The sequence below is a fragment of the Aquimarina mycalae genome (assembly GCF_029906345.1).
Lineage (GTDB): Bacteria > Bacteroidota > Bacteroidia > Flavobacteriales > Flavobacteriaceae > Aquimarina.
Genome location: NZ_JARYGY010000007.1, coordinates 151,243 through 174,155, shown reverse-complemented (window position 1 = coordinate 174,155; position 22,913 = coordinate 151,243). Strand labels below are relative to the sequence as shown.

General features: G+C 31.4%; 19 protein-coding genes. 7 read left to right on the top strand and 12 right to left on the bottom strand.

Translation table 11 applies throughout. From position 1 onward, the window contains the following. Nucleotides 1–67: 67 nt before the first annotated feature. The 6 genes from QBK95_RS17235 to QBK95_RS17210 all read right to left on the bottom strand — a co-directional run bounded on the left by QBK95_RS17235 (nt 68) and on the right by QBK95_RS17210 (nt 3,914). Complete coding sequence (locus QBK95_RS17235; RefSeq protein WP_280935796.1) at nt 68–454, bottom strand: thiol-disulfide oxidoreductase DCC family protein; 387 nt, start codon at nt 452–454, stop codon at nt 68–70. Between the two features lie 27 nt (nt 455–481). Continuing rightward, a complete protein-coding gene (locus tag QBK95_RS17230; RefSeq protein ID WP_280935795.1) occupies nt 482–1,150 on the bottom strand; it encodes an ABC transporter ATP-binding protein in 669 nt (222 codons plus the stop codon). Then, on the bottom strand, nt 1,147–2,364 hold the full coding sequence (locus tag QBK95_RS17225; protein ID WP_280935794.1) for an ABC transporter permease: 1,218 nt from the start codon (nt 2,362–2,364) through the stop codon (nt 1,147–1,149). The genes QBK95_RS17230 and QBK95_RS17225 overlap by 4 nt, the downstream gene beginning before the upstream one ends. An 85-nt stretch (nt 2,365–2,449) precedes the next feature. Continuing rightward, a complete protein-coding gene (locus QBK95_RS17220) occupies nt 2,450–2,812 on the bottom strand; it encodes a TfoX/Sxy family protein (protein WP_280935793.1) in 363 nt (120 codons plus the stop codon). 3 nt (nt 2,813–2,815) lie between these two features. Then, nucleotides 2,816–3,481: a DUF2461 domain-containing protein gene (locus tag QBK95_RS17215; RefSeq protein ID WP_280935792.1), complete on the bottom strand. Its 666-nt coding sequence runs from the start codon at nt 3,479–3,481 to the stop codon at nt 2,816–2,818. 70 nt (nt 3,482–3,551) lie between these two features. Next, the gene (locus QBK95_RS17210) at nt 3,552–3,914 is read right to left on the bottom strand and encodes a VOC family protein (protein ID WP_280935791.1); all 363 of its coding nucleotides are present in this window, start codon (nt 3,912–3,914) and stop codon (nt 3,552–3,554) included. A gap of 93 nt (nt 3,915–4,007) precedes the next feature. On the opposite strand from QBK95_RS17210, the gene QBK95_RS17205 reads away from it, so the two are divergent. Beyond that, nucleotides 4,008–5,402: a hypothetical protein gene (locus QBK95_RS17205; RefSeq protein ID WP_280935790.1), complete on the top strand. Its 1,395-nt coding sequence runs from the start codon at nt 4,008–4,010 to the stop codon at nt 5,400–5,402. 25 nt (nt 5,403–5,427) lie between these two features. Here the strand turns inward: QBK95_RS17205 and QBK95_RS17200 are convergent, their stop codons facing one another. Beyond that, on the bottom strand, nt 5,428–6,015 hold the full coding sequence (locus QBK95_RS17200) for an RNA polymerase sigma factor (RefSeq protein WP_280935789.1): 588 nt from the start codon (nt 6,013–6,015) through the stop codon (nt 5,428–5,430). A gap of 110 nt (nt 6,016–6,125) precedes the next feature. On the opposite strand from QBK95_RS17200, the gene QBK95_RS17195 reads away from it, so the two are divergent. The 6 genes from QBK95_RS17195 to QBK95_RS17170 all read left to right on the top strand — a co-directional run bounded on the left by QBK95_RS17195 (nt 6,126) and on the right by QBK95_RS17170 (nt 15,340). Then, the gene (locus QBK95_RS17195) at nt 6,126–7,274 is read left to right on the top strand and encodes a FecR family protein (protein WP_280935788.1); all 1,149 of its coding nucleotides are present in this window, start codon (nt 6,126–6,128) and stop codon (nt 7,272–7,274) included. A gap of 48 nt (nt 7,275–7,322) precedes the next feature. Beyond that, nucleotides 7,323–9,134 carry a carboxypeptidase-like regulatory domain-containing protein gene (locus QBK95_RS17190; RefSeq protein ID WP_280935787.1) on the top strand — a complete coding sequence of 604 codons (1,812 nt, stop codon included), beginning with the start codon at nt 7,323–7,325 and terminating at the stop codon, nt 9,132–9,134. 4 nt (nt 9,135–9,138) lie between these two features. After that, nucleotides 9,139–11,589: a hypothetical protein gene (locus tag QBK95_RS17185; RefSeq protein WP_280935786.1), complete on the top strand. Its 2,451-nt coding sequence runs from the start codon at nt 9,139–9,141 to the stop codon at nt 11,587–11,589. A gap of 58 nt (nt 11,590–11,647) precedes the next feature. Further along, complete coding sequence (locus QBK95_RS17180; RefSeq protein WP_280935785.1) at nt 11,648–14,002, top strand: hypothetical protein; 2,355 nt, start codon at nt 11,648–11,650, stop codon at nt 14,000–14,002. Nucleotides 14,003–14,234: 232 nt separating this feature from the next. Beyond that, the gene (locus QBK95_RS17175) at nt 14,235–14,819 is read left to right on the top strand and encodes a hypothetical protein (RefSeq protein WP_280935784.1); all 585 of its coding nucleotides are present in this window, start codon (nt 14,235–14,237) and stop codon (nt 14,817–14,819) included. A 5-nt stretch (nt 14,820–14,824) separates the two neighbouring features. Next, nucleotides 14,825–15,340: a nuclear transport factor 2 family protein gene (locus QBK95_RS17170; protein ID WP_445012634.1), complete on the top strand. Its 516-nt coding sequence runs from the start codon at nt 14,825–14,827 to the stop codon at nt 15,338–15,340. On the opposite strand, the gene QBK95_RS17165 is transcribed toward QBK95_RS17170, so the two are convergent. The 5 genes from QBK95_RS17165 to gdhA all read right to left on the bottom strand — a co-directional run bounded on the left by QBK95_RS17165 (nt 15,337) and on the right by gdhA (nt 22,885). Next, nucleotides 15,337–15,972 (bottom strand): HAD family hydrolase, encoded by a 636-nt coding sequence (locus tag QBK95_RS17165; protein WP_348637347.1) that lies wholly within the window; start codon nt 15,970–15,972, stop codon nt 15,337–15,339. The two genes, QBK95_RS17170 and QBK95_RS17165, sit on opposite strands and share 4 nt — an antisense overlap. A 36-nt stretch (nt 15,973–16,008) precedes the next feature. Continuing rightward, nucleotides 16,009–18,417 (bottom strand): TonB-dependent receptor plug domain-containing protein, encoded by a 2,409-nt coding sequence (locus tag QBK95_RS17160; protein WP_280935783.1) that lies wholly within the window; start codon nt 18,415–18,417, stop codon nt 16,009–16,011. A 3-nt stretch (nt 18,418–18,420) separates the two neighbouring features. Next, a complete protein-coding gene (recO, locus tag QBK95_RS17155) occupies nt 18,421–19,140 on the bottom strand; it encodes a DNA repair protein RecO (protein ID WP_280935782.1) in 720 nt (239 codons plus the stop codon). Beyond that, nucleotides 19,140–21,419 carry a type IX secretion system anionic LPS delivery protein PorZ gene (porZ, locus tag QBK95_RS17150; RefSeq protein WP_280935781.1) on the bottom strand — a complete coding sequence of 760 codons (2,280 nt, stop codon included), beginning with the start codon at nt 21,417–21,419 and terminating at the stop codon, nt 19,140–19,142. The genes recO and porZ overlap by 1 nt, the downstream gene beginning before the upstream one ends. 122 nt (nt 21,420–21,541) lie before the next feature. Then, nucleotides 21,542–22,885 carry an NADP-specific glutamate dehydrogenase gene (gene gdhA / locus QBK95_RS17145; RefSeq protein WP_280935780.1) on the bottom strand — a complete coding sequence of 448 codons (1,344 nt, stop codon included), beginning with the start codon at nt 22,883–22,885 and terminating at the stop codon, nt 21,542–21,544. Nucleotides 22,886–22,913 lie beyond the last annotated feature (28 nt).

Here is a 22,913-nt window from a genome sequence, read left to right as displayed (position 1 = left end):
ATACACCCAAATGTAATGATTCTTTCTAAACTGTTTTTTGACTTAAAATATAAAGTAAAGAGAATACTTATCTAAAATTTATTGTACAACTCTGTGATTGCCCAAACCATTTTACTCGATTACGAGAAGCTAGTTTGTATATTCCATCACGAAGCATCCTAGGGACAAATGCCAGTAATGCGGCAACACGTTTCCATCTTGGGATTTTGGATACAATCTTTAAAAAACCATCAGAATGTGTATGTAACCCTTTTTCATCAATAAGAATTACCGTATCTAATCTTTTGGTTGGATATCCGTGTTTTTTAAGCAACTCCTGACCTCTAGGAGATTGAAAAGGAATAAACTGGAAAATATCTTCTGGAGCAAATTGCATTAACCAACCAACAACACCATTACAAAGATTACATTCACCATCAAATATAATAATGCTTTTATCTAAAGAAGTTTCCATTTTATTGATTTTTAAGTTTTTACACAACTATAGTCGTATAGAACCGTCAATCATTTCAATGGTACGATGAGAATTTTGATAAATTTTGGGATCATGTGTTGCGATCACCACTGTTTTGTTTTTGCGTTCTGTAATTTCCTTAAGAAGCTCAAAGATCATTTCTGAGTTTTTTTGATCCAGATTTCCCGTAGGTTCATCCGCGATAACCAATGAGGGATCATTAATTAGTGCTCTTGCAATCGCAACGCGTTGTTGTTGTCCTCCAGAAAGTTGATATGAAGGGCGTTTTGCAAAATCTTTCATTCCTACTTCATCCAATAAAGACAAGGCATCTTCTTTCATTGCCTCTTTGCTCTTTTGAGCTAGTTTCATTGCAGGAAGCATTACATTTTGTAAGACATTAAATTCTGGAAGTAAATAATGAAACTGATAAACAAACCCGATATGCTTATTTCTAAAATCAGTCAAAGTAGAAGATGTCAAACTTTTTATATCCTGATTTTGTATATTCAAATTACCTTCAAAATCAGTATCCAAAGTGGATAATATATATAACAACGTTGATTTACCACTTCCAGATTCTCCATATACAGAAACCAATTCTCCTTCAGAAATTGACAAAGAAATATTTCTTAGCACTTGATGTTTTTCAGGTTCAAGAAAATACTTATCGATATGTTTTGCTTCTAGAATCATATTCCTCTAATAATGGTTACTGGATCTACTTTACTTGCTTTTTTAGAAGGAAAATACCCTGCAAAAACAGTGGTCAGTACTCCAAACAAAAAGCCCATAACATAATACGAAATCTTAAAGTTAATTGGGTAGGTATCTACAATAATAAAGTCTGATGTGTCCAAAGGTGTAGTAGAAATTAAATAACTAATAACATATCCAAAAACACTACCTAACACTGCTCCTAATACTCCAATAATAATGGATTGTACTAAAAAAATAAATACAATGTCATTACTAGAATATCCAATTGTTTTTAAAACAGCGATATCCTTTCTTTTCTGAATAACTGTAATATTCAGAATGTTGTAGATTCCGAATCCAGCCACTAAAAGTAATGCAAATGAAACCGACCAGGTAAGAATATCTCTAACCTTATTACCAATTACAATGGTCTTATTACTATCCTTCCAATCTTCAGTAGTAACACCATCAATGACTTCAGTTATATCTGTTTTTACACTAACATCATCTCTATCTTTTAGTTTTATATGAATATTAGTTATCAGATCTTCTTGCCCCAACAAGCTTCGTACCGTATTAGCAGAAACATACGTTCTCACGTTATCTATTGTGGTGATTCCAAAACTAAATATTCCTGAAACTTTTAAAGTGCTATTTTTTCCATTAGGGAGTATTATTTTCAGCTCATCTCCTGTAGATACTTGTAATCGTTTTGCAAGACTAACGCCTAGCAAAATAGTATTTTCTTCTGATAGGCTCTGAAAACCTGTTCCTTCTATTAATCGTCTTTCTAAGTCTACCATCTCTTGCTCTTGGGCAAAAAACACTCCATTAATACTGCCAGGGAACTGTTTGGCATCGCTAATTAAAATAGCTGGAGATATAACTTGATGTGCAAAAGATTGTACATTATTAGTTACGCTTAAAAGATTATCTATTTGTTTACTTGAATTAATGGTATGAACCCCAATGGCGAATGATGTGTTGTCAGGTCTTTTTTTTGTAGCTGAACTTACAATAATATCAGGGCTTCCGTTAAAAACAGCATCGTCTAAAAAATCGTTTACACCAGTCATAAAATTAATCATGACAATAAAAGTGGTCACACCTAGTAATACCCCAATTGTAGCTAAAAAACTTTGTTTCTTGCGTGCAAACAAATATTGTAATGCAATGAAGATATTAGTTTTATTGAAAACGTGTTTAGACATATTGCATAGGTCGAGAAAAGAATAATTGGATTACAAAGACTAGTTAATTGAATCAAATGTAATTAATCTAGTAATACATAAAAGACTATTTTCTTTTTTTACTCTTTTTTGCCAATGGATTAAAGTCTACACATAAATGTATCCAAAACTCTAAATCTTTATCTAAATCGAAACCATCTGGGGTAACAAAAACATAACCTTTCATAGGTCTACCAGTAAAATCCATAGGATGACAACCCTGTTTATGTATTACATTTTCATAGGCTACTTCACCGATTCTTGCCATTAAAAGATCTGTTTCTCTTTTTTTGTCATAATGAATTCCGCAGCACATTTTATCATTTACCATAAAACATAAGCCTCCCATCATTTTTTTTGTGTAAAAATTCACTTTTTTCTCTTGAAGAATTTGATGAATTCGATCAGATAAATATTCATTATAAGCCATAACCTATTGTACTGCTTTTGTTAAAAACTCATTTACAGGATGCATTGCTTTCCAATACTCCATTAATTCTTTAATTAGATTCGTACTAGTTATTAAATCTAGGGCTTCTTCACCTAAAAAATAGAATTGTTTATTAGCGATTAATGGTTCCTTTTCACAAGCTTCTTGCCATTCTTTTGGAATTCGTTTCATTACATCTCCTCTAATCTCTCCAAATTTTTGAACAAAATCTTTCTGTTGTATTAAATTTCTAAACTTGGTCGGATCACCATTAATCTTAGTTCTAATCCTGTGTAACTGTTCTTTTGAGAGGTTAAAACAACCACCCATTACACCTACCATTTCTGGAGAAAATCGAATAAAAATACCTGGAATGCTTTTATCCTTTTTGCCCACTTTACTAATAATAGCAGTATAGTATAAATTATATGGAGATTTATCTTTAGAAAACCGAATGTCTCTATTGATTCTTAAGATACAATCTTTAGGTTCTATTAGCACCTCTGCATCCAATTTTTGTATTTCTTCTATCATAGCACGGACAAACGTAGAGAATGGTTTTTTTACGCTCGCCTCATATCTTTTTTTATGCTCTTGAAACCAATCCTTATGATTATTTAGTGTAAGGTCTTTAAAAAATGCATTAAAATCTTCTGTAAAATATTTCATAAGCTAAAACTAGTATTTAATAATCCGTCACATTGAGAATGTAACAATATTCAATGTGACGGATAAGATTCTATCCCATAGAATGAAACGCCACTCTATTCCCTTCTGTATCAAGAAATATAGCCATAAAACCATTTTCTCCAAGAGAAGTCTTTGGCATTAATATTTTTCCTCCTGCCTGCTCTACACGTGCTAAAGGGACCGACAAATCATCTCCTCCGTTAAGGTATGCAAAAGTTCCTTCTTGAGAAGGAGTATTCCCGTTTCCATGGGTAACGCAACCTCCTACTCCGCCTTCTTTGTAAGGAAAAAAAGCCATTTTAAAATCCATTTCCATGGGTTGTAATTCTGCATCTAAAAGTTCATTATAAAATTTTACTGCTCTTTCGAAATTGGTGCTCGGTATTTCAAACCAGCTAATTGCATTTGACATAATAGTATAAAGTATTGATTAAGAATATCTCAAAGGTATATGATCATAATCAACAAGAAAAACATTATTTTTGAAAAAACATAGGTTTCTAAAATGAAAAAAAACGAAGAATTATTCTTTCTGATCAAGTCATTATCTAAGAGTGAAAAAAGGTATTTTAAAGTAAACACAAAAGGAAATGAAGCGTCAGAATACCTAAGTTTATTTAATGCAATTGAGGCTCAAAAAAAATATGACGAAACTCAGATCAAACTATTATTTAAAGATAAAGCCTTTGTCTCTCAATTAACCACTTTAAAAAACTATTTACGACAGCGTATCCTACAATCTTTAAGGAATTATCATGCTAAAATTTCTATACAAGCTGAGTTGACGGATATTCTTCGTAATGTAGAAATATTATTTCATAAAGGACTATATACGGTTTGTGAGAGTGAACTAAAACGAGCAGAAAAAAAAGCATTAAATTTTCAGCAAGACTTACTCTTATTTCAAATCCAGGATTGGAAAAGAAAAGTACATCAGGCATTATATCCGCAAGACTTTGAATCTCTAAAAGGTATCATAACACAACAAAAGGAATCTCTAAATTCTACTATTGAATACATCAACCTATTATTAGCCAACACAGACCCAGCCAATTTTTCTTTATCCCATAAAAAAACACATCGCCTTCAGAACAAAACGCTAAAAACTCTTCATATATATAGAAAACAGCTTGCCAGTCGAAATAATGAAAAAGCAAAACAGACTATCGAAAAGTTATTGAAAGAATGGGAACAAAACCCAGAATTACTCAAAGAGTATTTTGCAACATATTTTTCAGTTTGCAATAGTTATCTTGGTTTTCTTGTGTTTAAAAAATCATATAAAGAAGCTTTTGTAAGGATTTTACTTCTAAAACAAAAAGCAAACGAGATTGCCACTTCTTCAGCCTCCATAATAAAGGAAACGTTACGCCTATACAACATCGAGCTAGAAATTCATAGAAATCTAAAAGAGCTCCATAACACACAAGAAATAATTGAAGACATTCAAGTATTTATTAATGCAAACAAGTTAATGATTCCCAACAGTTATTGGCTCTCCTTTCGTTTCCAGTTTGCGAATATTTACTTCCGAAAAAAGGATTACAAAAAAACATTACATTGGGTCAATGACATCCTTAATCACCAAACAAAAAAAGATCGAAAAGACTTAGTGACCTACACATACTGGCTTAACCTATTAACACATTATGAATTAGAAAATGGGTTTACACTTAGGTATCTGATTGACTCTCTTAAAAAACATATTAAAAAACAAAAAAACATAGAATCCTATGAAAAGATACTAATGAGTTTTTTATCAAAAACCGTGGAGTTTTCTGAAAAAGCACAGAAAAACGCTTTTGACCAACTATCTAAGCAATTAAAAGAAAACCCAATTCCTAAACAGATATTAGGATATATAGATTTTACAGACTGGATAGAAGAAAAAACGTATTAGGATAAAGTTCTGTTTTTCAAGATTGTTAATCATCTTGATCTGAATACAGTATAAAAAATATAGATGTTAAGGTGTTTTTAAGTCTTTCCCGAATAAAAATAAGTGCTTTCCGTATTTGACTCTCAACAGTTCTTTCTGAAATATTCAACAAAACTGCAACTTCTTTATATCTATGGTTTTTTAATTTATTTAATACAAAAATCTCCTTACGCTTTTCAGGAAGTAATTCGATTGCTTCTTTTAATATACGTAATCGCTCTTCCTTTACACTATTATCTTCATCCTCAAAAGCGATAACAGCTTCTTGCTGCAACGCATCAACTATCGTTCTTTCTTTCAGGTTTTTTCGATAGAAATCAATGTATTTATGATATGCACTTTTATATAAATATGCTTTTAGTGAAGTATGTATTTTTAAACTATCGCGTTGTGTCCATAGTTGAAGTAAGGTTTCTTGAACAAGGTCTTCTGATTCTTTTAGGTTTCTGGAAAGACTAAAAATATACTTACACAACCTCTCATAATAAGAAACATAAATATCCGTATATGCTTTTTTGCTGCCTTTCTTTAAAGCAGTTAATAGCTTCTTGTCGGCATCATTAGAACTGGTCATTTATGTTTTCCAATTAAATATCCCCAACAAATAAATAAAAAAAATAAATAGCAGCGTAAGGTTTTTTTTGTTTTTATCCGTCTTCAGTATATAAAACCGAAAAAATGGCTATGAAAGATTTAATCTTACTAATCAATAAATTTTTGGAGCAGGATATTTCTAATGAGGAACTAAAAACTCTTGAAAACTTACTACAAAAACCTGATAATCTTAAGATATTCAATGATTTAGTAAAGGATGATTATTTATTAAAAACTGCCAACCGACGATTTAATGCTATACAATCATTAAAAAATATTCATCTTGATGATACAAACAAGCCTTCTACTAAAATCAGATCCCTGAAAAGTTATTACAAATATGCCGCTATAATTATCATAGCAATCGGAGTAACTTTTCTGGTACAGCTTTTAACAACAGCACCAATAAAAGACATCGTTGTTTCTGAAACCACCATTGAAAAAGAAATTCTTTTAGAGCTTGCAGATGGCACAAAACGAACCATAACAAATCGGGACATCGATACTATTAGAGATAGTCGAAATAATAATATTATTGGTTTCTTGAATAAAGGAGTACTTCGTTACCTTAGAAAAAATACTACACCAGCTTTAGCATTTAATAAAATCAAAATTCCTTATGGTAAAAGATTTAAGTTACAACTATCCGATGGTTCTGTAATACATCTTAATTCTGGTAGTAGTCTAAAATACCCAACAACATTTAATGCGACAGATAACAGAATTGTATCACTTAAAGGAGAAGCTTTTTTTGATATAACCAAAGACCCTCATCGTCCTTTCTTAGTAGAAACAAATGATATCAATGTAGAAGTACTTGGAACACGATTTAATGTATCATCCTATCTAGAAGATAAAGAAATCAAGACAACACTTCAAGAAGGATCTGTAAAAGTGTATACTCAAAAAACAAAAAAAGAACCAATAATACTTATTCCAGATGAACAATCCTCTTGGGATAAGAACACAAAAAAACTAACCAAAACAGAAGTAGATGCTGATATATACACAAGTTGGATGAAAGGAGAACTTGTTTTTAAAGATCATAATTTTGAACAGATCATTGCAAAATTACAACGCCATTATGATATACAAATCATCAATACAAATAAGACACTAAATAATGAAAAATTTACTGCAAGCTTTAACAATGAGACTATAGAAAGAGTCTTGTTTTTCTTTAGTAAAAGTTACGAGTTCGAGTTTACTATCACAGAAAAAAACATCACTATAGAATAATAAACCTAATAACTTCTACTCATACCAACCATTAATAATACATAAAATATGAAACTGACTTACTTTTTGTTACTTACATTTTTATTACTTATCACGGCTCCCATATATGCCCAAAAAACCAAAGTAAGTCTAGACCTTGAGAATAGTACTGTTGAACAAGTACTTACCACTATTGAATCCTCAACCAAGTTTAAATTTTTATATAATGTTAAAAATATAGCGTTAAGCCGTAAAACGTCAATAATTGTTAAAAATGAACCAATAGAAGCAGTCTTATCTAAGCTTTTTAAAGGAACTGCAATTGTTTTTGAAGTATATGAAGATCAAATTGTTCTTTCTAAAAAGAAAAATAAGGCAATAGTAGCTCCCAAACAAATTGAACAGAAAGAAGAAATTACAGGACAAGCTATCGAAATAAACTCAGGATTTCCTATTGTATTCGCAACTATCAAATTGAAGAATAGCACTGTAGGAACCATCTCTGACGAAAACGGGTTTTTCAGAATACCAAAACGATATAAACAGCAAAATGATACTTTATTAGTTTCATCAATTGGTTATAAAACAAGGGTAATCCCACTAAGCAATTTAAAAGATACCGAAATCAACATTATAAAACTCCTTCCTAAAATAGAAGCTTTAGAGGAAGTGATGTTGATCGCCAAAAAAAATGCCCCTACTAAATATATTGCTCCAGAAAAAATTGTAGAAAAAGCTATTCAGAAAATATGGGACAATTACCCAATAACCCCCTTCTCTTATATTGGATATTATAGAGATTATCAATTGGCAAATAAAAGATATATAAATCTTAATGAAGGAATTATAGAAGTGTATGATGCTGGTTTTTTGACGGATAAAATACATTATTCAAACAATCAGACAGTAATTTACAATTATAAACAAAATAAGAATTTCTTTAGAGATTCTATTATGGCGGTTGCTTATGATAATGAAAAGCACAAATACATAAAAGATGGGGAAATATCCCCGATTGGAGGTAATGAATTAAGTATCTTAAATGTTAGTAATATTATCAGAAATTATAACAAACGTGCTTTTTCGTTTGTATATATTTTGAAAGAAAACTTTCTATATAATCATGAATTTCGATATGCACAAAAAAAATATTTAGATGATATTCCGCTCTACGAAATAAAATTTTATGCAAAAAAGGACATTACTGGAGTTAAGCACGCTGCAGAGGGAATTATTTATATTTCTCCAGAGAATTATAGCATTCATAAAATAATATACTCTGCCTTTAGAATCCCTCAAAAGGAGCCTGTATTTTCTGTAAACATTGAATATGCTCCAAAGGGAGATCGCATGTTTCTCAATTACATATCTTTTAATAATCATTTTGAAGTAAGAAGCAAAAAAAGTTTTGTAATGAATGACATTACTTTTGATCAAGCCGAAAATGCCTTTTTCCTGACTTTTAATAATGAAATCAATGAAGCTTCAATACAAAATAAGAAAAACTTCAGGTTTATATACCAAAATAGAAAGCTCAACATCAAACAGATTACTCTAAAAACACCTAAGGTTATTAAAGTAGACATTGTAAAAGGAAGTATAAAAAATGTTGACCAGTTGGTCAAAAGTGAGATGTCTGACTTTAAATATAAAATTAAAAATATAACAGATATAGCGAATCGAAAATTAGGAAAACCCTCAACCACCAAAGTAAAGCAGTTTAGGGAACTTTTTGTTCAAGAGGTATTTCCAAATAAGAAATATTCTGATGCCCCTAAATACGCAAGAAAATCAGTTCCTTTATCTCAATCGCCAATTAACACATTAGAGGATGAATCAAGATATTGGGTTAATACACCGTTAAAAACCATTAAAGAATAATACTATGAAAAATTTATTTTGGATAAGTTTATTGTTCTTTACTTTTAGTTTTGGGCAAAATAATTTTAGTGATAAGGATTTGATTTCCTCCTATGAAGATTATGCAGAAATGACTAGAGAAGTGGCATATATTCATCTAAACAAACAAACCTTTATAAAAGGAGAGATGATTGCTTTTAATGCATATTTATTAGATAAGAATACCAAAAAACTGTCCTCTGCAACATCAAATCTATACTGTATAATTCTTGATCAAAATGATGTAATCATACAAAGTAAGTTGTTTGCAGTAACTAATGGAACAGCGATTGGTAACTTTATGATTGATGATACATTTAGCGCTGGAGAATACACCATATTGGCATACACGAACTGGATGAGAAATTTTGAGGAACAAAATTTTTTTCGTGAAAAGATTCTAATTCTAGACTCTGAAAGTAAAAGCCCCGATTCATCTTCTACCATTAATAATAGCATTGACGCTCAGCTTCTTCCTGAAGGAGGTCATATCCTATCAGAAACAACTAATGTAATTGGAGTAATCGTAAAAAGCGAAGACGGAAACGGGATACCATTTGCATTATGTGACATCATAAATTCTAAAAACCAAAACATTGCATCTTTTACATTAAATCAATTCGGAATTGGCAGGTTTTCATTTATCCCTATGTCTCAGGAAAAATATAAAGCTGTAATTACACATGAAGGCAAAAAACACACATTCCCGATTGAGAATATAGAACCAAAAGGCATCTCATTATCTGTTCAAGATCAAAGAAACAAAGTAGCTTTTACTTTTAGAACTAATGCCAATACTTTACCATCCATTAAAGACAAGTATTATACACTAGCCATACACAATGGAAATGGTCTAAAAGAAGTAGATTTTTCATTTGAAAATTCCACCGAATTAATCCGTGTAATACCATCAGAAGATCTCTTTTCTGGAATAAACATTTTCACTGTGTTTGACAGCAAAAAAAATCCAATACTAGAAAGATTATTTTTTAATTATTCTGGATTATCTTTTCTAGAGTCTAAACAAATTTCTCATAAAAAAGAGAACGATTCTATATTAATCACCATCAAATATGACTTCACATTATCAGCATCAGAAAATGCCATGAGTCTTTCTGTTTTACCCAAAAAAAACAAGTCTAATATATCTAATCATAATCTTGCATCTTATACTACTTTACAACCATATGTACGAGGAAATATTCAGAACGCACATTATTATTTTTCTCAAATTACACCAAGAAAAAAATACGATTTAGACAATCTCTTAATTACACAAGGTTGGAGTAGCTATAATTGGCATACAATTTTTAATAACCCGCCAGATTACGAATATGATTTTGAAAATGGCATACAATTTATGGCACGTAATAATAAAACTAAGGCAACAACATTATTACTGTATCCCAACGCCAATAATAAATCAGAAATAATTAGATTGAACAAGGATGAAGTAAATTTTGAAAGAAACGAATTCTTTCCTATAGATGATGAAAAAATACGATTTGGAGAAATTAATGCTAAGAACTTATTAACCAAACCCAATCTATCAATACAGTTTAATCCAAAACAAATTGATAATCCTAATTTCAAAATATTAAAAAACACTCTCAATAGTCCAAAACAGATAGAAAAAGAAAAAAATTATACAGGATTCTCTGGTTGGCAAGAAACTGAAAAACTAGATGAGGTTATTATCATTGAAAAAAGCAAACCTACTAGAATTGAAAGAATCCGAAATACAACTTTGGGTAAGGTTGAAGAGTTTGATGAAGATAAAAAAAGGTACTATAGAAACTTTACTAACTATATTAGATCTAAAGGTTTTAGAGTAGAAGAAACCACATCTGAAGATCCAACATCTCTAAGTTTATCCAATTTTCAGATTTTTAATAGATCCATTACATCAGTTTCATTAACCTCTGCCGCATCTAGTCCAAATCCCATATCACTTTCTAAAGATGCACCTTTTGCTATGACAAAAAACAATGTTCCTTTAATCTATTTAGATGGGGTTTTATTAAGTGATTTTGAAATATTACGAGATTTTAGCTTAGAACAAGTAGATTACATTGAAATTAACACAAATGGTCTTGGAGGTGGTATTAGAAGTGCTGGTGGAATTATTAAAATTGTGACTGACCCTTTTAAAGTAACCAAAAAAGTAGCATATAAAACTCCTTACAAAGAATACGAAATCCCTTTAACATTTTCAACTCCTGATAGGTTCTACATTCCTAAATACAAATCTTTCCAAAGTGATTTTTTTAAAGAATATGGTGTTATCGATTGGTTTCCTAAGTTAAAAATAGGCATAGACGGAAACATCCATTTTAAAATTCTAAACACTGAACTATTAGAAATCAAATTATATATAGAAGGTATTCTAAATGACGGAACATTTATATCCGAAATAAAAGACATAAATGTTGAATAAATAATACCACTGCGTATTAGATTATTACTGAAATAAAAAATAGTAAATCCAAACACCCATGAAATATCACTTAGTTATAGTAATATTAATAACTTTTATTACCAATGCACAACAAAATTTTATTACTAAAGATATTATATCCTCATATGAGGAATACATCGAAATGCCAAGAGAGGTGGCATATGTACATTTAAATAAATCTACCTATATAAAAGGCGAAAATATTGGTTTTAATGCCTACATATTAAATAAAAGTGATAAAAAATTCTCGACAGAAACAACCAACTTGTACTGTGTAATTTCAGACAAAAACAACACCATCATTAAAAGCAAATTAGTAATGGTTCAGCAAGGTATTTCCAGAGGTAGTTTTGCAATAGATAGTCTATTTGGTTCAGGTGAGTATACTTTTAAAGCATACACCAATTGGATGAAAAATTTTAGCGAGAAAAATTTCTTTATTCAAAAAATCAGAATCATTGACCCAAAAGAAGAACCACAAGCAAAACCGAAATTAATAAGTAATACCATTGATGCCCAATTCTTACCTGAAGGAGGTCATTTTATCACTGGAATAAATAACACAGTTGGAGTAACAATAAAAGACAGCCTAGGTTTTGGAATATCATCATTGACCGGAGAAATTCTAGATGCTCAATCTAATGTTATTTCCACATTTAAAACTAATCAACTCGGTATTGGTCGGTTTTCGTTCATACCTAAAGTAGACAATACCTATAGTGCCAGAATACAGTTTAACAATCAGGAGCAAACATTCTCCATAAATAAAATAGAATCTAAAGGTGTTCTAATAAACTTACAAGATCTTGGAGATAAATTGGCTATTAGATGCAGAACAAACACCGCTACATTATTTTCTTTACAAAACCGTTATTTTACGCTTGCTATTCATAATGGAAGTAGTATAAAAAAACTAACTATCTCTTTTAATGATAACATTGAAGAAACCAAGGTAATCTCACACAATGACCTATTTCCTGGGATAAATATTTTCACTCTTTTTGATGATCAGAACAATCCCATATCAGAACGGCAATTTTTTAATCACGAAGGCATTTCATTTATAAAATCTCAACGATTCACTCACAAAAAAGAAGCTGATTCTATTCTTATCAATCTATCCTATGATAATATCGATTTATCATTATTTAATAATGCTAGTATTTCTGTGCTTCCATCCGACACAAAATCCTATAGACATCATCATAATTTACCATCTTATACGCTTTTACAACCCTATATACAAGGACATATTGAGAACGCGCCTTATTATTTTACAAAAATAAATAAGAAAAAAAAGTATGAATTAGACAATTTATTGTTAACTCAAGGATGGAGTAGTTATGATTGGAATACCATTTTTAACAATCCTCCTGAATATGATTATGATTACGAAAAAGGCATTGGATTCACGGCCACACTGAATAACCAAAATGGTATAAAACTGATGCACTATCCAACCATTATCCACCCAACAGAACTTATTGAATTAGATTCTGGTGACAATCAATTCGAAAGAAATGAATTATTCTTATTAGAAGATGAAAAAATTAGATTTGGTGAGATACAAAGTAACGGCGATGTCAAGAAACCTTATGTCTTCCTAAAGTTTAAACCTTCTACAATTCCATCGCTTGATATCACTAATACTATTTTAAGTGTAAAAGACAATAACCTCTTACAAAGCTCAGAAACTTCACCTTTTCAAGATATCGAAGAATTAGGAGAAGTAGTTCTCATAAAAAAAAGAGAGTATACAAAACACGAACTGCTTCAAAATAAATCCTTTGGCAAAATAGAAGAGTTTGACGAAAAGAAAAAAAGATACCATCGAACTTTTGCTAACTATATCAGTACACAAGGTTTCTATGCTTCAGATAATCCTGCTGGTGGAGCAGATTTTATTGTCATCAATAGAAATCCGCCAACTCCCAATAACAATATTCCTACTATATATTTAGATGGCGTTTTATTGAGTAATGTAAAGTTTTTACAAAACTACCAACTAAATCAAGTAGATTACATTGAAGTAATAAAGTATGGTCTTGGTACTGGGATACGTGGTGGCGCTGGAGTTATAAAAATCGTTACTAACCCTTTTAAAACAAACAAAAAACAGGATCAAAAAGAGGTTTACAAAGAGTATGAAGTTCCTTTAAGTTTTAGTGTTCCTAAAGAATTTTACATCCCAAAATATTCTTCATATAACAGTAATTTTTTTAGAGAATATGGAATAATTGACTGGTTCCCTAATCTCCAAATTAATGCAGGAAATATCGTTATCAAAATTAAAGACACTAAAACTTCAACTATCAAATTATGTATTGAAGGAATACTTAGTGATGGTACTTTTTTGTCAGAAATAAAAGAAATAAAAATTAAAGAAGATTAAATCCATATTATATATACAGGTAAAAACAGGAAAACAAGACAAATAATTGAAAGGGAACATAATAAGATTCCTTATCTATATGTATCTAAATAAGTAACAGATCAGATCTGGTTATTCAGAAGAATCTATACTATTAATTATTTTAAAGAAGATCGCTTTTTTAGAATTTCGATTTCGAAGTATTTTTAGTTGCAACGATATTCCCTATTTTTGGTCTGTTATTGAAAATCCTATGATGAGATCATTGTTATCCACATTATGTATAGTTTCCATTCTTTGCTTTGGATGTAAAAAAGAAAACTCTTCTACGATTAAAGAAGAAACTAAAATTATACAACTAGATAGTCTATCAAAAGAAAAAGTAAATCTAGACATATTGAAACTATCTCCTGAATCTGCAAAGGATTTGGAAATTTTTGAAGATTTTCAGAATCTAAAAGCTTTAATGTTGTCTATGCATACCGCCAATCCATTTCATATAAAAAAATATGCTGACAGTGTAGATGTTTCGATTGAAAACTTTAAAGAAAACCTATCCGAAGATTTAAAAGTTAACACCATCCATTCCAGAATAGCTGTATTATTAACCGAATCAGGTTTATTAATGGAACTAGCAAAAAAACAACATCCTGACTCTCAAAAATTAATGGATGCTAACATACGATTACTTACAGCCTATAACAGTTTGGTTATTCAATTAAATGAATTATCATTAGCAATACCCGAAAATATCGAAAAAGAATTACTTAGAGAACGAGACCTTTTAAGAGATTCTATCATAGATCCAGAAGAAAAAAACATAGAAATAGAAGAGTAAATGTTATGAGAAAAATAGTTGTTTTTGGGTTCTTAATAATCCAAATGATATGTGTTTCGCAAACAAAGGATACCTTAGTAGATGCAAAAGAAGAGGTAAATAAAATTATGGAGCAATGGCATAAGGCAGCTGCGGATGCTTCTTTTGATCAGTACTTTAATCTAATGACAGAAGATGCAATCTTTATTGGTACGGATGCGACAGAAAACTGGTCTTTATCCGAATTTAAAGCATTTTCTAAACCGTATTTCGATAAAGGAAAAGCCTGGAGTTTTAGCACATTAGAAAGAAACATTTTTGTACAATCCGAAACCAATTTAGCTTGGTTTGATGAATTACTAGATACGCAAATGGGTATTTGTAGAGGTAGTGGTGTATTAGAAAAAACTACAGAAGGTTGGAAAGTAAAGCATTATGTTTTATCTATTGCGATTCCTAATGAAAATGTAAAAGAAATCACTGGGCTGAAAAAAGTATTTGATACTGATTTAATGAAGAAATTAAGAAATACAAAAAACTAAAACAATGTATTTTTAAGTTCTTCAATATTAGTAAAGCATTGAGATGCTCCATTTCTAAGAAGTATTTCTTTGTTCTTATCCCCAATACCAATAAAATCCAACGCTAAATTCTGTGCAGTTTTAAGATCCCAAATTCCGTCTCCAACAGAAACGATATTATCGAACGTTGACTTGTTATAAAACAACTTTGCTTTTTCAATAGCATCCAGAACGAAACCCTCTCTTGATACATGAGTCATAGATGTTGCTAATAATTGTTCATCATACCAAATATCACATTGCTCTAACTTCATGATTGCAGGTTTCGGCAAGGCTCCAGTTGCAAAACAAAACGATATTTGATGTTCTCTAAAAAATTGGATAATAGATTTTGCGCCTTTAATTTCCTGCACAGGATCAAAAGCACTCATCTGTTTTACAAGGTCATTCTCGAAATCATATAGTAATTCCTCTGAAAAACCTCCCTTAAAATTACGTTCATAGTTATACCGCAATGCATAACTATCTGTATGATGTTTATAATTATTGTAATCGGTATCGATATCTTTAATTCCGAGATTCATTAAAGCTTTAGTAACAGAAATCAGGTACATTGGTACACTATCCGTTAATGTTCCATCTATGTCGAATATATAAAGTGTGTCTTTCAGAAGAGATGATTTTTTTGTTTACAAAGCATATTTTAAAGATACTATAAAGTTCCTACCCGCTCCAGAAATACCAGATGAGTATGGCCTATAACGCTGATCTGTAATATTTTCGATAGTCAAGGTTCCTTGTAAACTCTTAGTAAATTGATATTGTGATCTAATATTTAACGTATACCATGATGGAGAATATGGATTTCCATTTTCATCCAGTGCATATAAAAAATCATTATTCTGTTGGGATAGTGCTAAGTCTTCAAAATCAAATTGACCATTATATATTGCAGAAACATCAACCATCCATTTGTTTGATTTATATCTAATATTACTAGTGCCAAATTGTGGAGCTACATGTCTGGATGGAGAAATCGATCCATCATCTAACTCTTCTTCTCCACCAGTAAAAGTATACTTCGAAGAAAACATAAAATTCTTTGCAAAATCGTATCGAATTCCTGCTTCAAAGCCATAAATTCTTGCATTCGCTGCATTCTGAATTGCTTGCACATTACTTAATTCTCCTCCAAAAATAATTTCTGTTTCTCCATTAAGGTCAAAATCTCTGCGCACTAATGCATTATCAAGCTTTGTATAATATGTAGCTAAATCGACTTTAAAATTTTTATTCAGGTTCGCGGTCACACCTATTTCTCCATTATACGCATATTCTGGTTGTAAATCTGGATTAGGCACAACTACCGAACCAGGTTCAGAGTCAAAAATCTTACCAACATCATCTATATTAGGAGCCCTAAAAGCTGTAGAGAAGTTTAATTTCCATTGTAAAATTTCATTTGGTAGCCAACTTATTCCTGCTGTTCCTGTTAATGCTTCTGTATCAATATTTGCTTCTCTAAACGGAAAATCAAAAAAAGTATCATCAAACTCTGAATACAATATGATTCTATTATAACGTAGACCTCCTTGAAATCTTAGTTTTTCACTTAATTTACTTTTTATACTCGCATACGCCGCTATGGATTGCCAGGTTGATCCATCGGGATATCTTGATGGTGCTGCAGCGGTAACATTGGTAACTACATTGAGTGCTGATCCATCAGAGGAAACTTGATTTAGAATATATTCTAATCCATAGTATAATGATGTACTCTCACTAAATTTTCTTTCAAAATCAAAGTTGGCAGAATAAGCATCCACTTCTTCTTTTGTTTTTGATAAGATATCACCTCCGAAATCACGATCATTTCTACTTTCTTGAAAATTCTGATATGCAGCAGTAAATTTCATTTTATTATAGAAGAAATTATCCGACTTATTCGTTATTTGGAGATTTCCCATTAACCATTTCTGCGGGCCATAAAACCATTCTGCAGATCTCAAATTACCATCTCTTCTACGAATCAAACGATCATATCTAGGATAATCTGATGTCTTAGTATAGATAAATCCAGCATTAAAATCCCAATGTTCATTGGGCATAAAATATACTTTTTGTAATATATTGAATTGATCATATCCTGTAAAAACCTGAGTTTTGGGATCATCATTTTGAATCACAGTATCAACTCCGTCAATTGTTTCTACATATTCATTTCGCAGATAATCATCAGGACCGTGACTTCCCATCGTAAGGTCGTCAAAATCTGTATAACTAACACTTGTTAAAAACGCCCATTTTTCTAGGCCTATATTAAAATCAATATGCCCTGTTTTTTCATTACTTGCTGTAGCATATCTGGCAATTGCATTACCGCTTAATTTATTTTTTCCGCTTATAGCGAACTTAGGTTGAGTGGTATAAAAATTCATTACTCCTCCTATAGCATCGCTACCGTATACAACAGATCCTGGACCAAGAATTACTTCGGTTCTATCCACAGTAAAAGGATCAACTGCTATTACATTTTGCACGTTTCCTCCTCTAAAAATGGCGGTATTCATCCGAACTCCATCTACAGTTAATAATAATCTATTTGTCGAAAAACCTCTTATAATTGGGCTTCCTCCTCCTAATTGACTTTTTTGGACATATACCTGACCACTACTTTGTAAAAGATCTGCAGAAGTTTGAGGCGTAGATAATGCTATTTCATCAGAGGTTATACTAACAATCTTTTGAGTAACATCCTTTTTATCTTGTTCCCATTTAGAAACCGAAATAACTACTTCTGATAATTGATTTTCATCTACTTCTAAATATACAATATTAGCAGATGAAAGTATTTCTGATTTAGTATAGTTATTAGTAATATGAGAAATGTGGGCAAAATACAATACTTCATTATTTAAAAACATCGAAATATCGGCTATTCCATCAAAATCTGTAACTAATGTTTTGGATTTCGTTTTATTATAAATCGTAACACTCGGAATCGGTTGATTATTTGACCTACTCAATACCGTTATACTTTGAGCGGTATTGTCCACGACAAAAAACAAAGTGAATACAACAACTATAAAAAAGCGCATTATTTAACTAAAAATTTCATTTAAAATCGAAAACGATTTTGGTTTTTTAAAACCGTGCAAATGTAGTTCAAAATATACTAATAACATCTTAAGAATCTCATTTCTTAACGTCCTTGACATCCTTATATTCATACTTTCCTCAAATGTCGTGCCCAAAAACTCTTTGAACTTCATTACACTTTCTCCTTCGGTACAATAAATATTCGAACTGCTTTCCTGAAAGCAACCATCTTGCATATTAAAAATTGGAAGTAATGATTTGGATGTATCTGGATAAAAGCCCAAATATTGAGTCAGTTTGATCAAAAAAGATATGTGAAAATTCCCCATATTTTCATGAGAATCCAACCATAAAAATGTCGTTTCTAAATAATGAAATAACTCTTCATTAACTTCCTCTTCCTGAATTGTGTTTTTCAATATTTCTGAAAGAAAAAACACGATAGAACCTTTAACAAAATCCGTGTGTAATGTTTGGTATGGCGTAAGGATTTTAGCTTCCTTTATTCTTTCTAGAGTACCTTTATCCTTATGATTGGCTTCTATTTCTAATAAAGTAAGCGGTTGGAACAAAGATGCTCTTATTTTTCCTTTTTTAGATTTTAGAATACTTTTTAATAAATACGATCGTAATCCACTCGTTTTTGTATACAAAGAAACTATTAAATCACTTTCGCCATAGCGTAAAGAATGAATCACTATGGCCGAAGTTTGTACGATCATTATCTAACAATCAAAAGTTTAGATATAGTGGTTTCTCCTTGATCTTCTCCAGTAACCAAAATAAGATATACTCCAGAAGCCACCTTATGTCTTCCAAAAGCAGTAGTATCCCACTGAATACTTCCTCCTTCACTGACCTCCTCATATACTAGATTACCTTCAATATCTGTGATTTTCACATTTGCTCTACTGGTCAATCCTTTTATGGTAACTCTACCACTAAATCCAGGTCTAACAGGATTTGGGAATGCAACTACATTTTCTAGATCTCTTTCTGGGCCCGTTGCTGTTCCTTTAAACTCTAACAAGCCTTGTGCTGTTGCAAAATAAACAGAACCCGTAGCATCATCTACAGAAATATCGCGTATGTTATTCGTCGGTAAAGGAGAATTATCTGCTGTAAAATGAGCCAACGTTTCCTGACCATCTGGAGAAAAATAAAATACACCCGATGACGCTGTGGCAACCCATTTATTATTAGATCCATCTACTTCGATATCTGTAATCGTTTGATCAAACAAAAGTTCTTGCGGAACACCTTCTTCATCTACAATAATAATCTGACTGGCTTGAGGGTTACTTTGCTGAAAAACTCCAGCAGTGTTAAACAATACTCTAATTCCTCTAAATGTGCCAATCCATAATTGATTATTTCGATCCACTTCTAAAGCTAAAACTAGATTACTCGGTAGATTAGAACCTTCGGTTTCTCCTGATAACTGCACTAGATTTCCTGTATTAGAATTATAACCAATCACTCCCGAAGTACTACTCCCTAAAAACAAATTACCATCTCTATCAATTACTGTATCAGAAAAACCAAGGTTTCTTCTAGGATCTGGTAGGATAGCACTCAAACTAACATTAAAAGTATCTGTCGATCCTGGAGAGAATCTTTTTAAACCTGCATCAACTCTAGAATTATTAACCCATAAATTACCATCATTATCAAAAACAGCACCATTAAGAAAAACAAATTGTGGATCATCAGGGATAAAAGCTTCAAAACCACTATTAAAATTATTATATAAATTTGTTACGACATTATCATTGATTTCTAATAAACCACTGCTTAGACTACTTATAAAAACTTGATTTTCGTTATTTGGGTTTATCGTAATATGAGATAAAGATGTAGCTCCCAATACTGCATCATCAGAAATATTAAGCCAGCCATCCGAAGTAAGTTTGCTTATACCTCTTTGTCTAAGAGGAAATGGATTAAAGTTAATGTCATACTGACCAAAAACAACCCATAAATTATCATTTAATGCTTCTAATCCAAAAATAAAATTAAGCAAAGGACCTTCAGGCGTAACAGAAGTCTTAGTACTCGAATCATTAAGATCGACTTCCAATAATCCTCCACTTTCTGTTCCTAAATAAACATTATCACTAGCAACCAAAGAGGTAGTAAGTTCAAAAGTGTCTTCTGGAGTACTGCTTATCGAATTAACTTGTTGCAAATTAGTATCAAAAACCAAAGCCCTATCTATAATTGTTACGATTAAGTTTTCTGAATCAGAATAAAAATCCCTAACTATTGTAGGAGTCGAAATTACTGTTGTCAATACATTACCATCAACTCGACTAACCGTACCAGTATTTTGATGAACCAAAATTTGATCATTAAACAAAGTAATCCCGCTAAAGTTTCCTAAAAGAACTGTTGACCACTGATTAAAATCAACTAAATTGGGGTTATTGACATCAGCGGTTAATATTCCATTTCCAATTGTGGTCGCATATATGGAATTATCAAATATGGTGATTCCTGTTATATTTATTTGGGATCCTGCAGGTCCAATAAAAAACGTATCTCCAAATTCAATTCTTTCTAAATTGAATTCCACAATTCCAAATTCTGTAGAAATAAAAAGGGTGTCTTGATTCTCAAAAAAATGATTAATTCTTTTTTGGGTTGGAGGAATTGTTGGTTTTTCTACAATATCTACAAATGTTCTAATTGTATTATCAACTATAAGTTCTAACAATCCATTTTCATAACCTATTACAGTAATATCGTAAACTTGACTATGATAGATAGTTGAAATAGTCTCTCCAGAAAGCCCATTTACGGTAGAAAAAGTTTCCGAAGTTCTTGTATCAGTATCATAAATAAAAATTGCATTCTCCGAAGCAGTATATACCTTATTATCAACTGCAAACGCATCGTTAATCTGAAAATATGAGTAATGCCCTGTCCATTGATTACTAAAATCTTGAGAAAAGATACATAACGGAAAAATTAGGACTATTAAATGTTTAAAATATTGCATAACTGATGAGTGATATTAACTCTGCCTTGATAACACGCTAAAATAGTAATTATTGCTTTTAAATAATCAAAAAAGCCGTTCTAATATGATTAGAACGGCTTCAATAAACTCTTAGTTAATATTTATATAACTCCTTGTGCAAGCATTGCATCAGCAACTTTTACAAAACCAGCAATATTAGCTCCTTTTACGTAATCAACATATCCATCTTCATTTGTACCATACTCAAGACAAGCAGAATGGATTTCTCTCATGATTTGTCTTAACTTCTCATCTACTTCTTCGCGGGTCCATTTATAACGAAGTGAATTTTGAGTCATTTCTAATCCAGAAGTAGCAACTCCTCCTGCATTAGAAGCCTTTCCTGGTGCAAAGAAAATTTTTGCTTTATGAAAAGCACTTATTGCTTCATGTGTGCTTGGCATATTGGCTCCTTCACTTACACAAATACATCCATTAGCAATTAGTTTTTCAGCATCATCTCCGTGTAATTCATTTTGTGTAGCACATGGCAAAGCAATATCACATTTTACTCCCCAAGGTGTCTGTCCTTTATGAAATTCTGCAGACGGATACTTCTCTACATATTCATTAATACGACCTCTTTTTATATTTTTTAGATCCATCACAAAAGCTAGCTTTTCTGCATCAATACCATCTTTGTCATAGATAAATCCAGATGAATCTGACAAGGTAACTACTTTTCCACCAAGTTGCATCGCCTTTTCTGCAGCATATTGCGCTACGTTTCCAGAACCTGAAATAGCAACTACTTTTCCTTCAAAAGAATCATTTTTAGTTTCTAACATATCTTGTGCAAAATACACAGTACCATATCCTGTAGCTTCTGGACGAATCAAAGATCCTCCCCAAGTAATACCTTTTCCTGTTAATACGCCCGTAAATTCATTACGCATTTTACGATACATACCAAACAAGAATCCTATCTCACGGCCACCAACTCCAATATCCCCTGCAGGAATATCAGTATTAGGTCCAATATGTCTATAAAGTTCACTCATAAAACTATGGCAAAAACGCATAATTTCATCATCAGATTTTCCTTTAGGATCGAAATCAGATCCTCCCTTACCACCTCCCATAGGAAGTGTAGTTAAACTGTTTTTAAATACCTGCTCAAAAGCAAGAAATTTCAGAATACTCAGGTTTACCGAAGGATGAAAACGCAGTCCTCCTTTATATGGACCAATGGCAGAATTCATTTGAATTCTATATCCTCTATTTACATGTATTACTCCTTTATCATCTACCCAAGGTACACGAAACATAATAGCTCTTTCTGGTTCTACCATTCTTAAAAGAATGTTTTTACCATTATAAATTTCTTTTGTAGCGATGTACGGTATTACAGTCTCTGCAACTTCTTGTACAGCTTGTAAGAACTCTGGCTCATGGGCATTACGAGCTCTTACTTCTTCCATAAATGCATCTATCTTTGCTTGCATATGTTAATTGGATTAATAGATTCTTATC

What these genes read in the sequence shown, in the direction of transcription:
- QBK95_RS17235 (WP_280935796.1), bottom strand. Translation starts at nt 454, where the DNA reads ATGGAAACTTCTTTAGATAAAAGCATTATTATATTTGATGGTGAATGT.
- QBK95_RS17230 (WP_280935795.1), bottom strand. Translation starts at nt 1,150, where the DNA reads ATGATTCTAGAAGCAAAACATATCGATAAGTATTTTCTTGAACCTGAA.
- QBK95_RS17225 (WP_280935794.1), bottom strand. Translation starts at nt 2,364, where the DNA reads ATGTCTAAACACGTTTTCAATAAAACTAATATCTTCATTGCATTACAA.
- QBK95_RS17220 (WP_280935793.1), bottom strand. Translation starts at nt 2,812, where the DNA reads ATGGCTTATAATGAATATTTATCTGATCGAATTCATCAAATTCTTCAA.
- QBK95_RS17215 (WP_280935792.1), bottom strand. Translation starts at nt 3,481, where the DNA reads ATGAAATATTTTACAGAAGATTTTAATGCATTTTTTAAAGACCTTACA.
- QBK95_RS17210 (WP_280935791.1), bottom strand. Translation starts at nt 3,914, where the DNA reads ATGTCAAATGCAATTAGCTGGTTTGAAATACCGAGCACCAATTTCGAA.
- QBK95_RS17205 (WP_280935790.1), top strand. Translation starts at nt 4,008, where the DNA reads ATGAAAAAAAACGAAGAATTATTCTTTCTGATCAAGTCATTATCTAAG.
- QBK95_RS17200 (WP_280935789.1), bottom strand. Translation starts at nt 6,015, where the DNA reads ATGACCAGTTCTAATGATGCCGACAAGAAGCTATTAACTGCTTTAAAG.
- QBK95_RS17195 (WP_280935788.1), top strand. Translation starts at nt 6,126, where the DNA reads ATGAAAGATTTAATCTTACTAATCAATAAATTTTTGGAGCAGGATATT.
- QBK95_RS17190 (WP_280935787.1), top strand. Translation starts at nt 7,323, where the DNA reads ATGAAACTGACTTACTTTTTGTTACTTACATTTTTATTACTTATCACG.
- QBK95_RS17185 (WP_280935786.1), top strand. Translation starts at nt 9,139, where the DNA reads ATGAAAAATTTATTTTGGATAAGTTTATTGTTCTTTACTTTTAGTTTT.
- QBK95_RS17180 (WP_280935785.1), top strand. Translation starts at nt 11,648, where the DNA reads ATGAAATATCACTTAGTTATAGTAATATTAATAACTTTTATTACCAAT.
- QBK95_RS17175 (WP_280935784.1), top strand. Translation starts at nt 14,235, where the DNA reads ATGATGAGATCATTGTTATCCACATTATGTATAGTTTCCATTCTTTGC.
- QBK95_RS17170 (WP_445012634.1), top strand. Translation starts at nt 14,825, where the DNA reads ATGAGAAAAATAGTTGTTTTTGGGTTCTTAATAATCCAAATGATATGT.
- QBK95_RS17160 (WP_280935783.1), bottom strand. Translation starts at nt 18,417, where the DNA reads ATGCGCTTTTTTATAGTTGTTGTATTCACTTTGTTTTTTGTCGTGGAC.
- recO (WP_280935782.1), bottom strand. Translation starts at nt 19,140, where the DNA reads ATGATCGTACAAACTTCGGCCATAGTGATTCATTCTTTACGCTATGGC.
- porZ (WP_280935781.1), bottom strand. Translation starts at nt 21,419, where the DNA reads ATGCAATATTTTAAACATTTAATAGTCCTAATTTTTCCGTTATGTATC.
- gdhA (WP_280935780.1), bottom strand. Translation starts at nt 22,885, where the DNA reads ATGCAAGCAAAGATAGATGCATTTATGGAAGAAGTAAGAGCTCGTAAT.